Origin of the sequence: Kitasatospora nipponensis (assembly GCF_039528135.1) — a bacterium.
GTDB classification, from domain to species: domain Bacteria; phylum Actinomycetota; class Actinomycetes; order Streptomycetales; family Streptomycetaceae; genus Kitasatospora; species Kitasatospora nipponensis.
Genome location: NZ_BAAALF010000012.1, coordinates 15176 through 29378, shown reverse-complemented (window position 1 = coordinate 29378; position 14203 = coordinate 15176). Strand labels below are relative to the sequence as shown.

The 14203-nt window shown below is 75.1% G+C and carries 11 protein-coding genes; 4 read left to right on the top strand and 7 right to left on the bottom strand.

Annotated elements, in window-relative coordinates; genetic code table 11:
• Positions 1–28: 28 nt before the first annotated feature.
• On the bottom strand, positions 29–1312 hold the full coding sequence (locus tag ABD323_RS06100; protein WP_344440079.1) for a GNAT family N-acetyltransferase: 1284 nt from the start codon (positions 1310–1312) through the stop codon (positions 29–31).
• 198 nt (positions 1313–1510) lie between these two features.
• Here ABD323_RS06100 and ABD323_RS06095 point away from each other — a divergent pair, with 198 nt between their 5' ends.
• The gene (locus ABD323_RS06095; protein ID WP_344440077.1) at positions 1511–1885 is read left to right on the top strand and encodes a hypothetical protein; all 375 of its coding nucleotides are present in this window, start codon (positions 1511–1513) and stop codon (positions 1883–1885) included.
• 57 nt (positions 1886–1942) lie between these two features.
• Here ABD323_RS06095 and ABD323_RS06090 read toward each other — a convergent pair whose 3' ends face one another.
• Positions 1943–3037: a DNA glycosylase AlkZ-like family protein gene (locus ABD323_RS06090; RefSeq protein WP_344440074.1), complete on the bottom strand. Its 1095-nt coding sequence runs from the start codon at positions 3035–3037 to the stop codon at positions 1943–1945.
• A 67-nt stretch (positions 3038–3104) separates the two neighbouring features.
• Here ABD323_RS06090 and ABD323_RS06085 point away from each other — a divergent pair, with 67 nt between their 5' ends.
• Positions 3105–3599: an NUDIX hydrolase gene (locus ABD323_RS06085; RefSeq protein WP_344440072.1), complete on the top strand. Its 495-nt coding sequence runs from the start codon at positions 3105–3107 to the stop codon at positions 3597–3599.
• Between the two features lie 56 nt (positions 3600–3655).
• Positions 3656–4183, top strand: coding sequence for a DUF402 domain-containing protein (locus ABD323_RS06080; protein ID WP_344440069.1), 528 nt, complete (start codon positions 3656–3658; stop codon positions 4181–4183).
• A gap of 38 nt (positions 4184–4221) precedes the next feature.
• Here the strand turns inward: ABD323_RS06080 and ABD323_RS06075 are convergent, their stop codons facing one another.
• From ABD323_RS06075 to ABD323_RS06055, 5 genes are all read right to left on the bottom strand, one after another.
• The gene (locus ABD323_RS06075; protein ID WP_344440067.1) at positions 4222–5583 is read right to left on the bottom strand and encodes a C40 family peptidase; all 1362 of its coding nucleotides are present in this window, start codon (positions 5581–5583) and stop codon (positions 4222–4224) included.
• A 203-nt stretch (positions 5584–5786) separates the two neighbouring features.
• Positions 5787–6728, bottom strand: coding sequence for a hypothetical protein (locus ABD323_RS06070; RefSeq protein ID WP_344440065.1), 942 nt, complete (start codon positions 6726–6728; stop codon positions 5787–5789).
• A gap of 143 nt (positions 6729–6871) precedes the next feature.
• Positions 6872–8464, bottom strand: coding sequence for a threonine/serine exporter family protein (locus ABD323_RS06065; protein ID WP_425555873.1), 1593 nt, complete (start codon positions 8462–8464; stop codon positions 6872–6874).
• Positions 8465–9173: 709 nt separating this feature from the next.
• Positions 9174–11642 carry a hypothetical protein gene (locus tag ABD323_RS06060; protein WP_344440061.1) on the bottom strand — a complete coding sequence of 823 codons (2469 nt, stop codon included), beginning with the start codon at positions 11640–11642 and terminating at the stop codon, positions 9174–9176.
• Positions 11639–13585, bottom strand: coding sequence for an ATP-binding protein (locus ABD323_RS06055; RefSeq protein ID WP_344440060.1), 1947 nt, complete (start codon positions 13583–13585; stop codon positions 11639–11641). Before ABD323_RS06055 ends, ABD323_RS06060 begins: the two co-directional genes overlap by 4 nt.
• Positions 13586–13857: 272 nt before the next feature.
• Between ABD323_RS06055 and ABD323_RS06050 the strand changes: the two genes are divergently transcribed.
• On the top strand, positions 13858–14175 hold the full coding sequence (locus tag ABD323_RS06050; RefSeq protein ID WP_344440058.1) for a hypothetical protein: 318 nt from the start codon (positions 13858–13860) through the stop codon (positions 14173–14175).
• The last annotated feature ends 28 nt before the right edge of the window (positions 14176–14203 follow it).

Sequence of the window (14203 nt, the reverse complement as noted above, 5' to 3'; positions counted from 1 at the left end):
CCCCCTTGGGCCCCCACCCGACGAAGGGTCAGAAGCTGTCCGGGTTCCACGCCTTCAGCGGCGTGCCGACCAACCGGTCGAGCGCGAAGGCCGCACCGGGCCGCCGCTCGGTGACCAGGCCGGCGGCCGCCAGCCGTGAGGCCGACTCCGCACCCAGGTAGAGCGAGCCGAGCGCGCCCACGCCGAGCTCCAGGTCCGCCTCGTCGGTCGTGACGACCGCGCGCCCGACCCCGTCGGCGTCCGCCTCCAGCGCCCAGCGGCCCGCCGCGTAGCCGTCCGGGTCGGCGACCTCCAGGACCACCCGGCCGGCCCCCGCGTAGCTGCGCGCCCCGAACGCGGTCGCCAGGTCGAGCAGCCGCAGCCAGGTGAAGTCGTTGTTCTCCTTGTGCGGCACCGCCGCCCTTGGATCGCCCAGCAGCAGCGGCAGCGGGTCGTCCGGGCCGATGTTCTCGACGGTGACCGAGCGCACCCAGTCCACCGAGAACAGGTAGCGCCAGAGGCTGACCGCGGTCGGGCGGTCCAGCGCGAGGAAGTCCTTCACCACGAGCTTGCAGTCGGGGTAACTGCCGTCCCACCTGTCCTCGATCGCGTAGATCGCCAGCCCCGTGAGAGTGCCGCCGGCATCGCGGTGGGCGACCGCGAACGGCTCCTTCCAGTCGAAGCCGGGCGCCGACACCGCACCGGTGTAGGTCTTCCAGAAGGCCTCGTCACGGGCGATCGCCCCCGGCTGGCCGCGCCGCCAGCGCTCGTGCAGCGCCGGGCCGACGCCGCGCAGCTCGGGCATGCCGATCAGGTCGAGCCGGCCGCCCGCCGAGCCAGCCAGGTCCGCCCGCAGACCGCGGGCGCGGTTGAGGTCGATCTCCCAGCCGTGCATCCGGGTGGAGGGGCCGAAGCCGAACCGGCCGTAGATGTTGTACTCGGCGGCGATCAGGATCGCCGCCGCCTCGCCGCGCTCCCTGGCGGCGGCCAGGTCCTGCCGCATCATCCGGCTGAGCAGCCCGCGGCGGCGGTGGGTCTGGGTCACCGTCACGGCGGTGATCGCGGAGACCGGCAGCAGCGCGCCGCCGGGGAGCGTGAGTTGGTTGGGGAAGCTGCGGAAGGTGCCGACGCAGCGCTCTCCCTCGAAGGCACCGAGCGTGCGCCCGGGGACCAGCCGCAGCCGGCGCTTCTCCAGCCCCTCCGGCAGCCCCGCCCGCATGAAGCCGACGCTCACCGCACTGCCCCAGGCGCCCAGCTCGGCCTCGGTGATGGCGCGGATCTCGATTCCGTCCGCCGCGATGCCGGCGACGCTCGCAGAAGTCTCGGTGCTCATCCGCCCACCGTATGACCGTGGGGACAAATCCGGCATCCGATTTTCCCCGCCCCGACCGCCCCCGACCACCCCGACGGCTCCGATCGCGCGGACTGGGCGGGCCGGGCGGGCTCCGCAGGTGGCCACTGGCGCGATTCAGCCCCGCGATGATACGTTCCATTGCATCATTCAGAGTCAGAACGATTCAGGGAGAGACAGATGAGCGCCGTCCTCACCACCACCCAGGTCCTGACCGCCGCCAACGCCCTGGGCGCCCTGCTCTCCGGAGTCAGCGCGGCCGTCGGGCTGGCCCGCCCCCGGCTGGCGCTGCCCGCCGGCGAGAGCCCGACCCGCGGCACCGACGACCTCGTGCTCGCCTACGCCGCCCGCGCCGTCCCGCTGGCCCTGCTCACCCTGATCGCCCTGGCGGTGGCCGACCGCGGCGCCCTCGTCGCCCTGCTGGTGGTCGGTGGGCTGGCCCAAGTCGCCGACGCCCGGATCGGCTTCACCCGCCGCATCACCGGCATGACCGTCACCGCCGGCGCCCTGGCCGCCCTCCACCTGCTCTCCGCCGCCTGGTTCGCCGCGCACTGATCCGCCGGCGCGGCCCGCCGAAGCCGCCGGCGCCGCCGGCCCCTCGCGTCGCCCTCGTTACCCGGGCCACCCCGGGACGAGGCGCAACTGCCGCCAGGCGGCCAGCTCCTGGATCTCCCGGCGCACCGCCTCGGTCACGGCCGGCGCCCAGGCGACGTCCTCGTGCACGGCGTTCACCACGAACGTCCCGCTGCGGCGGTCCGTCACCGCGTCCACCTTCCCGACCAGGCCGTCCCCGTGCAGGACCGGCAGCGCGAAGTAGCCCCAGCGCCGCTTCTCCTTCGGCTTGTACATCTCCAGCACGTACGCGAACCCGAACAGGTCCCGCAGCCGCCCGCGGTCGTGCACCAGCCGGTCGAACGGCGAGAGCAGCGCGGTCCGTCCGGTGAACGGCCGGTCGAGCGCGGCGGGGTCGACCCGCCAGGTGCCCGCGACGCCCTCGACGACCGCCTGGTGCCCGGCCTCGCCGACCTCGCCCGGCTCGGCGGGGCTCCCGGCCGCGTTCGGACGCTGGATCCCCAGCGAGCGCAGGCGCCGCTCGGCCCGCAGCCGCCGCGCCTCCGGTCCCGGCACCCCGACCGCGTCCGCCGGGTACACCCGCTCGGCCAGGTCCCACAGCCGCTGCCTGCCCCGGCGCCCGGCGACGGCCACCTCGCCGCGCAGCATCAGCAGTTCCAGCAGCTGCGTGACGTTGCGGTCGTTGGTCCACCCCGAGGAGGGCCACGGCACCGCGCTGGTGTCCGGAACGTCCCTGGACAGCAGGGCGCCGCAGGAACCGAGCCGGTCCAGGACGTCACGCCGGAAGCCCTCGTTGGCCGCCAGCCACGCGCGCGACCGCTCACCGCCGGACCGGTTGCGCATGTCGTCGAGGTACAGCCGCAGATCGTCCATCGGCCGGACCATCGCGTTGAACTCCCAGAGCGTGCGGTCCTCCTCCAGCCCCCGCCGGAGCTGCTCCGGCCGGTACTGAGAACCCAGCCGGCTCCAGGCGATCAGGTCCACGCTCGGCGCCACCGCCGCCGTCGGATCGATCTGCAGCAACGTCAGGTGCCGCACGACGGCGAGCAGGTCGGTCGCCCGCTCCGCCTCCAGGAGTTGGGCACCGACGGCGATCCGCCGTGCCTCCTTGCGGCTGAGCCGATGAGTCACCATCCCGGCAGGCTAGCGACCCCCACCGACGACGCCGGCCGCGTCAGCGCCCTCTGGCATCGTGGGCGCCATGGGAGAACAGGTGGAGCGGGTCGACGAGCAGGACCGGGTCCTGGCGGTCGTGGACCGCGGCGAGGCCATCCGCAACCGGTGGCTGCACCGGATCGCCACGACCGTCTGCCGCGATCCGGCCGGCCGGATCCTGGTGCACCGGCGCCCCGAGGGCGTCTCGCGCTTCCCAGGCCGGTACAACTGGCTCATCGGCGGTGCCGTGGACGTCGGCGAGTCCTACGAAGCGGCGGCCACCCGGGAGCTCGCCGAGGAACTCGGCATCCGGGCCGCCGCCCGGTTCGTCCTCAAGTTCCGCTGCCAGGGCGCGATCAGCCCCTACTGGCTCGGCCTCCACGAAGCCACCATCGACCGGGCCATCACCCCGGACCCCCGCGAGATCGCCTGGCACGCCTGGCTGACCGCGGACGAACTGCGCGAAGCCGTCCGTGGCGAGGCCTTCGTACCCGACGCCCGAGAGGCCTACGCGCGCTACCGTGCCCTCACCGGACCGTAGTTCCTCGCTCTCCGCTTCCCCGCACGGGCTCCCGCAGCCGGCGCCATACTGGCTCGGTGACCGAGACGACGCCCCCTCCCGCGCCCGTGACCGTCCTTCGCGACGGCCGACTGCGGGCGGTGGGCGTGCGCCGGGGCGACGTCGTCGCCTACGACTGGGGTTTCGAGCACGGCGGTCGTCACCACGTCCAGCGCACCTTCGTCCTGCTCGACCACGGCGTGCAGATCGACCAGCCGGTCATCTTCCCGCCGGAACAACGAGGTTGGTGGTACTGCGACCTGGTGGCGGTGCACGACGAGGGCCACCTCCTGCGGGTCGACGACCTGTGGATCGACGCCATCGTCGGCCCGCCCGACCACCCGTACCGCGTCCTCGATCTGGACGACTACGCCAGGGCCATCACGGCGGGCCGGTTGAGCCCGACCGACGCCGCCGACGGGCTGATCCGCTGGCAGCGCTTCCTCGATCAACGGCTGAACCGCCGGCACGACGTCACCCGCAGCTGGCCGGACTTCCCGCCCGCCACCGTCCAGGGGATGCTGGCCGCCGACCTGCCCCAGCAGTGGACCCTGCTCGACGACTGACGCCGGCGGCAGGTCCGAACGGCCGGGTGGGGCGCCGGTTACGGGCGGGCGTAGAAGTCCGGCGGGCCCATGATCCACAGGCTGGCCTCCTTGATGGGGACGCCGGTGCGCGGGGCCTCGATCATCCGGTCGTCGCCGAGGTAGATGGCCACGTGGTAGATGTCGGCGGCCCGGCCGGTGTGGGTCCAGAAGACCAGGTCCCCGGGGCGCAGTTGGGGGTAGGTCACGGGCGTGGACTCGGCGTACTGGTCGGCGGCGAAGTGGGTGAGGCGCTTGCCGCTCTGCTGCCAGGCGAGCATGGTCAGGCCCGAGCAGTCGTAGCCCACCGGGCCCTCGCCGCCCCAGATGTAGGGCAGGCCGAGCTTGGAGCGGGCGAAGGCCAGGGCGGCGCCGGCGCCCTCCTCGGACCAGGCGGCACCGGGCGAATTCGGCGCCGCGGTGGCGGTGGCGTCCGGGGCCGGGGGCTTCGCGGCGGCTGCCTCGGCGGCGGCCGCTGCCGCCGCGGCAGCCGCCTTGGCCGCCTCCTCGGCCTGCCGGGCGGCGGCCTCCTCCCGTGCGGCCTGCCGCTGCCGTTCGAGCTCCACGGTGGTCCGGCGGGCGGTGGCCAGTTCGCTGAGCAGGTGCTCGCGGCGCCGGCCGAGGTCGATCACCGAGACCTGCTGGGCCGTCAGCCGGGTCTGCGCCTCGACCCGGGCCCGGTCGACGGCGATCGCGGCGCGCTGGGCCTCGTCGGTGGCGGCCGCGGCGGCCTGGTCGGCGGCGGCCTCGGCCGCGGCGGTGGAGGTCGCGGCGTCCAGGATCTCCCGGCTGGTGGCACCGGCCGCCCCCACCGCGACGGCCTGCTCGCTCGCGGCCCGCGGGCCGTCGACCCCCAGCAGCACGCTGATCGCCGACAGCTCCGACGTGGTGCCCAGCCGGTAGGTGGCCGCGGCCAGGCTCGCCGCGTCCTCGGCCGCCTCGGCCCGGGCCGCCTGCGCGGCCGCCGAACGGGTGGCGGCCGCGGACGCCTCGGCGCTGGCCCTGTCGAGCCGGACCTGGGCACCGTCGAAGGCCTCGACGGCCTGCTCGGCGACTCGGCCGGCCTGGTCCAACTCCACCCGTGCACCGGCTAGTCGAGCCTCGATTCCGGCGGCGGCCACAGCCCGGTGGTCGGCCTCGGCACGCGCCCGGGCGACCTCGTCGTCCAAGCGGGAGGGCGCGTTGCCGCCGGGCGCCGGCGGATCGTCGGCCGGCCGGACCAGCCCCGCCGCGGCCACGGCCGCTCCGGCCAGGGCGGTCCGGGCGGGGGCCGCCGAGGCCGGCCGCACCCGCGCCGCGGCCGGACCGGCGATCGGGGTCAGCGCCATGGCGGCCGTGCCGGCCAGCGTCAGCAGGAGCGTGGGCAGAAGTCTGCGTACCACCAGGGGAACCTCGCCGTTCAGCGATCAGCCAACTATCCCATGACGTGACAATTCGGTCACTGAACCTAATATTCTCAAATGTGACGGCGCATCAGCGCCAGCCCCGTGCATCCGTGCGGGTGAGATCACGGGCGCCGGCCGCACCGAACGTCACCAGGGCCACCGCGCGGCCGGGCGGGCGGCGGGCGTCACGTCCGTGGCGATCAGGGGTTGCGGCGGCGCGGTCCACGGGTCCGGTAGGAACGCGCGCGGCCGGCCCGGACGGTGCGCCGGCGCTGGTGCGAGCCGCGCTCGGCGTGCCGGGCGGTCCGCGCGTCCAGGTGCGCGGTGGCCCGGGCCGCCATCTTCTCGGCCACCCGGTGGGTGGCGGTGTGGTGCGCCGGGACCTTGTCCGGGGCGCCCGCGATCAGGTCGAAGATCCAGGTGCGGGCCCGGTCCGCCCGGGCGTGCAGCAGCCGCTCGCGGCGGACCGCCCGGGCCCGGCGGCGCGGGCGGTCCGCGTAGCGCCAGCGGGCCCAGGGACTGCTCGGCCGGGCCAGCCGGACCGCCCCGATCCAGGACAGGCCGGGCACCATGATGCCGAGCAGTCCGGTCCAGAGCTTGCCCTTGAGCAGCGCGACCACCGACATCAGCGCGTTGAACGAGATCACCGCGACCAGCCCCCACCGCCCGCCCGAACTCTCCGAGGAGCTCTGGCCCGGCACCAGCCCCAGCGGGACGTACCCGGTCAGCAGCAGCGCGGTCACCAGGATCCCCAGGATCACCGCGTCCACCGACTTGCGGCCCTGCTCGCTCCAGTACACGTCCTCCAGGTGCAGGATCAGCGCGAACTCGTCCAGCACCAGGCCGCAGCCGATCCCGAAGAGCAGGCCGAACCAGTCGATCCACGGGTGCCCGCCGTCGGTCGCGAAGACCCCGATGCCCGACACCAGCAGGCAGCCCACGCCGAAGACCATGTGGTGGATGTGCAGCCCGCCGGGGGTGATGTTCCCCGGCCACCAGCGGACCTGGGCACGGATCATCCGCACGCTGAAGCGGATCAGGACGAAGGAGGTGATGAACCCGACCAGCAGCAGGAAGAGCGGCTGCTTGTGGGCCAGCACGATGTGCTCGCGGTAGCCCTCCACCAGGCCGGCGATCTGCATGAGCGGAACTACTTCCTCGGGTGCTGCGGGTGCTGCGACGGACGGCGGGGACGGGACAGGACGGGGGACGGGGGCGGCGGACGGCGGCGGGGGCCGGCGGGCGCGGCGTCCCGGATCAGCGGGTGCACAGGGCTAACGGCGGATCAGAACCCACGGGTGCGTTTCGCCGCGCGGCGCGGCGCCGTGAGGTACGGGACCAGTCTGCTCTCCGCGCCCGGGAAGGCGCCGGGACCGGGGACCTTCATGAAGAGCCGGGCCACCTCGCCACCGAGGTTCACCCCGATCGCCAGCGCCATGGCCAGCGCCGCCGCCCGGCTGATCGAGACCAGGCCGGCCGACGGGTGCCCCTGCGCGAAGGCGAGCATCCCGAGGTAGAGCGCGGAGCCCGGCATCAGCGGGCCCAGCGCGGCGGTGACGAACGGCAGCGCGGAGGCGTACCGGTAGCGGGCCATCAGCTGGCCGAAGAGGCCGACCACCCCGGCCGCTATCCCGGTCGCCACGATCGGCGAGAGGGTGGCGTTGTAGGCGAGCACCCCGTACACCGACCAGCCGATCCCGCTGTTCAGGGTGACCATGGCCAGGGTGCGCCGCCCGGTCTGCAGCAGCATCGCGAACGCCAGCGTGAGCAGCATCGCGGCCACCAGCTGGACCGGCGGGTTGTAGACGCCCACCAGCGTCTCGGCCGGCCGCAGCTGGGCGTCGTAGCTGACGCCCGCGTAGAGCACCAGCATCACGCCGATGACGATGCCGGCCACCAGGTAGACCACCTCCAGCAGCCGGGCGGCGGCCGTGATGTAGAAGCCGGTCAGGCCGTCCTGCACGGCGGCCACCAGCGCCCGGCCCGGCAGCAGCGCGAAGAGGCCACCGGTGATCACCACCGAGCCGCGCAGCCCGGAGCTGTTCAGTGACAGGACGATCCCGCAGACCGCGGCCGGCATCGCGGCCAGCACGAACTGGTAGAACTCCGGCAGGCCGCGGCTGGCCACCAGCGAGGCCAGCCGGTCGCCGATGATCGCGGCGACCACGGCGTTGGCGAAGACCAGCCAGGCCTTGGCGTCGACCTGCCCGCCGACCAGGAAGGTGGCCGCGCCGGCCAGCAGGCCCGCGGTGACCGAGAGCAGCCAGGCGGGGTAGGGGTGGCGGTTGCGGCGGATCACCGCGAGGCGGCGGTAGGCGTCGTTGACCGTGATCTGCTCGGCGGTGATGTCGGCGACCAGCCGGTAGACGGCCGCCAGCCGGGTGTAGTCCGAGGTCCGGCGGCGCACCACTCGGGCGGAGGTGACCGGCGCCTCCACCAGGGAGGGCTGGTAGGAGATCGAGATCAGGGTGAAGGTCACCTGCGGCTCGCAGCGGTCCAGCGCGTAGGCGTGCGCCACGCCGAGCATCGCCGCCTCGACGTCCTCCGCGCTCTCGCCGCTGGCCAGCAGCAGTTCGCCGATCCGCAGGGTGAGGTCGAGCACGCGCGGCACGTTGCGCGCGGTGGCCTCCGACTTGGCTTCGCGCGGGGTGCGCTCGAAGGCCGGGCGCTCGGACATCGGCGTGCGCAGCAGGGTGCGCATCCGGTCCGGCCAGGGCGCGGCGCCGGGTGCGCCGGGCTGCAGGGTGGGGACCGCGATGCCCTTGGGCGGGTGGTAGCCCACGGCACGCCAGACCTCGGGGGTCAGGGTGTCCTCCGAGCCGCCGCCGAGTTCGGCGAAGGCCTCGAACTCCTCGGTCGGCTCGTCGGCGCGCTGCACGTGCTCGCCCGCTCCGGCGGGGCGGCCGGCTCCGGCGGGGCGGCCCGTGTCCGCGGAGTGGACCGCGCCGACCGCCTCCCGGCCCAGCTCCTCCACCGCGGCGCCGGCCTGCTCGGCCGCGCGGGCGGGCGGCCGGGGCGGCTCGGGGGGCTGGCCGAGCAGTCCCTCGGTCTCCAGCGGCAGCGGCGCCAGCGGGATCAGCTGAACCTGGTCCGGCGGCGGCGCGGCGTTGGAGAGCAGGCCCTCGGTGGGCGGGGCCTCGCCCGGCGCCACCGCCTCCCGCGGCGAGCCCGCGGCCGGGCCCGGCGCACCGGCTCCCGTCGCGTCGTCGTCCCGGTCATCGTCACGCGCGTCGTCCCGGCCGTCGCCGCGCGCGTCGTCCCGCGCGTCGTCACCGCGGTCGTCGTCACCGCTCCCGCGGCCGGCTCTCCCATGATCGCCCGGCCGGCCCCGCTCTGGCACTGCCGCTCCCTACCGCCCGGGGATGGCCCGGCCACTGCTCGTGATCTTCGCCTCCACCTTGCCTGATGCCCACCCGACCCGCACATGTACGGGTCGGCGGGGACCGGCCGCGGAGGTCGACCGGACGTCAGGTCCGGCGAGCAGACGATACGGCCGTCGGACCGCGGGCGACACCGTCCGGCGGTGAAGAGCCCCGGTCCTGCCGGTATCGCCCGCCACCGCGGTTGCGAGCGGGCGCAGCCGGGACTCAGAGCCCGTAGCGCTCCACGACCTCCTCGTGCCGCTTCGGGTCGGCGCCGGCCGCCGTCGCCAGGTCCAGCCAGGCCAGCGGGTGCGGCCAGGACGCGGTCAGCTCGGTCAGCAGCGCGTCCGCCTCGGCCGCCGACGCGGTCGGCGGCACCCCGACGGCCGCGTACAGGCCGCGCAGCGCGCCGTCCTCGTCCGCCGGATCGGTGATCAGGTACTGGCTGCCGCTGTAGGCCCAGACGCCGTAGCCGGCCGCGTCCAGCGCCGTGCGCAACTCGTCCCAGGCCTGCGGGCCGGGCCAGCCGCCGTCGATCCAGTAGCTGGTGTACCCGGCGGGGTCGAGCAGCGTCAGCAGCTCGAAGGTGGGACGCCAGCGCGCGCGCTCCTCCTCGCCGGCGTCCTCGGCCGGCTCCGGCTCCAGCAGCGCGGGGGCGAAGACCACCAGGTCGCGGTGGTTCAGCGGGACGTCCTCGCCGAGCACCGGCAGGATCCGCGCGGTGGCCGGGCCGGTCCGCAGGGCCGGCAGGTCGGTGGTGGCGCCGTTGGTCCGCCGGGCCCGGACGGTGATCAGCTGCCACTCCTCGTCGACCGGGCCGTGCGGCTCGTCGAACTCGATGCCGAGCCGGGCGCCGACCTCGCGGACGGCCGGCCAGTCCCGGTTGGCGGTGGCGGCGGTGATCAGGTGCCACAGGTCGGACGGCTGGACGGTGCGGTACCGCAGCTCCGGCGGTGTTCCCTCGGTGGGCAGCGCGTGCTCCAGCAGCTCCCGGTACAGCCGCTGCGCGGTGGCGTGATCGCCGAGCTCGGTGGCCGCGGAGGCGGCCAGCCGGCGCGGGTTGATCCGGTCGGGCTCCAGCGCGAGCAGCGCCTGGCACTCCTCCACGGCCTGCGCCCAGCGGCTCTCGGCCAGCGCCCAGCGGGCCCGGATCCAGTGCGCGTCGGCGGGCCGGTCCGCGGCGACCCGACCGGCCAGCCGGCGCACGCCGTCCGCGTCGGCGGCCTCGATCAGCACCGAGGTCAGCATGCCGACCAGCTCCTCGTGACCGGGATCCCGGTCCAGCCGGGCCCAGAGCAGCTCGGCGGAGGCGTGCTCGTGGCCCAGCGAGGCGAGCAGGCCGGCCAGGTTCAGCAGCAGGTCGGTGGCGGCCACCTCGGCGCCGTCGGCACCGCCCGCACCGTCGGCACCGGCGGGGACGGCCCCGCTCGGCGCCGCGCCGTCCGGGCCCGCGGTGAGCTGCGTCCAGGCGGCGGCGAGCAGGTCGAGGTCCGCCTCGACGGGCTGATCAGCCGGCGCCCCGTCGCCCTCCTGCCCACCCGCCCGCTCGTCGCGGGCGCCGAACCAGCCGAGCAGCTCGGCGGCCGGCACCGGCAGCACCGGTACCGGCAGCGCCCGGGCCGCCTCGGTCAGCTCCGCCAGCGGCCCGGCCACCGTGTCGGTGCGGCGCAGCAGCGCGAGCTTGCGCTCGCCGGTGGCCACCAGCGCCAGCGCGACCTGCCGGGCGCCGCGGCGCACCGCCAGCCGGCCGGCGACCAGCACCAGGTCCACGCACGGGCGGTGCGAGCCGGCGGTGTCCAGGTAGGAGACCCAGCCCGCCAGCCGGGCACCGAGCCGGGCGTCGTTGGGGTAGCGGTCGGCGGCGACGAGCCGCTCGACGGCGTCCGCCCAGCGGTGCCGGATGTCGGCGTACTCCTCGGCCGCCTCGGCCGCCGGCAGCTGCTCCAGCGCCTCGTCCCAGCGGCCGAGCGCCGCCAGCGCGCGGGCCCGGTGCACCCCGAGCTTGCGCAGGTCGTCCTCGTCCAGGGTGTGCCGGGCGGCGGTGTAGGCCCGCTCGGCGGTGGCCAGCGCGGTCAGCGCCTGCTCGTAGCGGCCCAGCCGGTAGCAGGCGGAGGCCCGGGCGTGGCCGAAGGCCAGCGAGACCGACTCGCCGGCCGCCTGGATCCGGGCCTGCGCCCGGTCCAGGTGCGCCAGCGCCGCCTCGGCCCGGCCGTCGTCCTCCAGCGTGTCGGCGTACTCGCGCGAGAGGCAGTCGAAGCAGGCCCGGGCCGGCTCGACGCGCGCCAGCGTCTCCTCCAGCACCGCGAGCCGCTCGGGCACGTAGCCGGGGCCGTCGATGTTGGCGTGGCAGATGGTGAAGTCCTGGACCGCGCAGACCGACTGCGGGCAGCCTGCGGTCTCCTCGCGGTGCGCGAACTCCAGCAGCGAGACCGCCTCGGTCATCGCCCGCTCGCCCTGGTGGCGCTTGTTCAGCAGGTTCTGCAGCCGCCAGTGCCGCAGGAAGACCTCGACCCACGGCAGGTTCAGCGCGCGCGCCGAGGCCAGCGCCTCCGGGTACATCGCGTCGAGCTGCTCGTTGCGCCCGTCCACGGCGTGCCCGGCGATCTCGACCAGCGCGGTGGCCAGCCGGTGCTGGCCGGAGTCGGACAGCCGGCTGTGCGTCTCGTGGACCCAGCCCCAGATGTCGGTGCTCATCGGGTGCTCCCCCCTCGCTCGTCGTCGTCGAACAGTGTCCGCAGGTCCGCCGGGAGGGCGTCCTGCCCGGTGTCGGGCACCGGGACGACCGGCGCGGTCAGCGCCGCCACCGCCGTGCCGATGCCGGCCAGAGCCGCGCCGAGGTCCCCGCCGCCCGGGCCCGCGGGACCGGCCGAACCGGCCGACCCGGCGGTGGCCATGATCACCTTGAGCGAGCGCAGCAGCCCCGCCGCCGTGGCGCTGCCGGTGTGCCCGCCGCGGTAGGCGCGCAGCAGGTCCTGGACGGCGGGCGAGGCGGTGTTCAGGTAGAGCCGGGCCCGGACCGTGCCGTCGGTGCGGGCAGTGAAGGCGCGGGCCAGCCGCAGTGCGGCGGAGGGGATCCGGGCGTCCGCCTGGTCGTCCTCGATCCGGGCCTTCAGCTCCGCCTCGCGGTCCGGCACCAGCACCAGCGGCAGGGCCGGCGGGTCGAACCGGGCCGGCACCAGCTGCTCGCCCTCCTCGGCGAGCGCCGCCGTCAGCCAGCCGAGCTCCTCGGCCGGCAGCGGGCGCTCCGGGTCGCGGAACAGCTCGCGGTTGCCGCTCTCGCTGCCGAGCTCGACGATCCGGCAGTCGCGCAGCTGCGCGTAGCGGCGCAGGAAGGGCAGCACCGCGTACCGGTCGCCGCGGGCGATCGGCACCTGCATGGCCCGGTAGAGCATCTCCTCGAAGCCGCCGCCGGAGCCGAGCGCCACGTGCACCGCGCCCTGCCCCGCCGCCCGCAGCGCGCCCGCCGTCAGGTCCCCCTGCGAGGTGGGCACCGGGACGTCGTCGGCGAGCAGGGTGAAGAGCCGGTCGTCGCAGAGCGCGGCGCCCAGCAGGTCCTGGCCGTGCCGGGCCAGGATCCGGCGCCAGGCGGCGGGGCGCAGCCGGGCGGTCTCGTAGAGCCCGTTGACGACGGCGTCGGTGAGTGCCTGCTGCAGCGCCCGGTAGTGGTCGTCGCGCTGCAGGTCCTCGCGACTGGCGGTCGGGGTGAGGCGGTTGGACTCGACCACGCCGCCGATGAAGCCGGCCCAGCTGGGCAGCAGGTCGCGGGCGTCGTCGGCGAGCAGCATGCCGCGCAGGTAGACCGCCAGGTCGCGGTTGTCGCTGCTGCCGTAGCTGCCGCCGTCCTGGACCCAGAGCAGGCCGATCGCGTCCGTGCCACCGTCCAGCGGCTGGAACGGGAAGGCCGTCAGCGGCTCGAAGCGGCGCCCGAAGGCGGCGGCGAACTCCATGCGGGCGGCGTACTGCCGGGCCTCGGGCACCGGCTCGCGCCAGGGCACCAGGAGGTGGTTGACCGGCTCCTCGTCGTCCCCGACGTGGACCGGGACGGTGAGCAACACGCAGTAGCGGCCCAGTACTTCGCGCAGCGCCTGCTCGTCGGCCAGGTGCCCGTGCTCGGGCTTGAGGGTCAGCTCCACCACGGTGCCCGGACTCGGGCGCGGCGGCGCCGGCTCGACACTGTACTGCTCGCCGCCGCGGCTGCGGTAGCGGTGGCAGAGCTGCGGCTCGCGGTGCGAGACGGTGGTGACGGTGACCTCCTCGGCCACCGAGAAGGCGGAGAGGAAGCCGAGGCCGAACGCGCCGATCAGCTCCTCGTTGCCGGTGACCTCGCGCAGCAGCCGGGTGTAGCCGGTGCCGACGGTGGCCAGGTAGGCGTGGATCTCGGGTTCGGTCAGGCCGGCTCCGGTGTCCTCGATCGAGACGGTCCGCCGGGCCACGTCGCCGCGCACCGTGATCCGCGGTGCGTGGCCGGCCGCGCCGGCCGGGTCCTCGAGGCGGCGCCGGGTGTGCGAGTCGTGCGCGTTCTGGACCAGTTCGCGCAGGGCGACCAGCGGGGTGGAGTAGAGGTGGGTGGCTAGGACGCTCACCAGGCCGCCCAGGTCGACCTCGGTGGTGCGCAGGTTCTCCTGACCTTCAGACATGAGGCCCCAGTCTGCCAGTCTGACAATCGTGGGACCAACCGGTTTCGACCCGGGAAGAGGGGGTCCGATCCGGGGCGTTTCGATGGGGTTCAAACCTTCTTCGGGCGATACCGACCCATTGTGACCCCATCGAGCGAATTGGCCCGGGATCTCTGGCAGATGACCGGTCCGCCGGGTGATGCTGAGGGCGCGACGTCAGTCATCGGCGACCCGGGGCGGCCACCTCGCGCACGCCAACTCGCAGCACCACCAGTACTCCTAGGGAGACCATCGTGTCCCGTACCCGTGCCCTCACCGCCCTCACCGCCCTCGGCGCGTTCCTCGTCCTCGGCATCGGCAGCGCGCAGGCCGACAACGGCGCCGGCGCCTCGCAGGGCTCCAACAGCAGCGTCGTGAGCAACTGGGGCTCCGGCAACGTGGTCGGCAGTGTGACCGGCAACGGCAACGCCGCCCAGCAGACGGCCACCGGCTCCGGCGGCAGCAACCAGAACAACACCACCGGCGTGGCCGGCAACTCCGGTGGGGTGGCGGCGCTGCAGGGCAACCTCGACTTCCTGCACGCGGTCCACTACGTGCCGGCAGCCGGCTGATCCGACCCGACCGGCCGCCTCGCCGTTG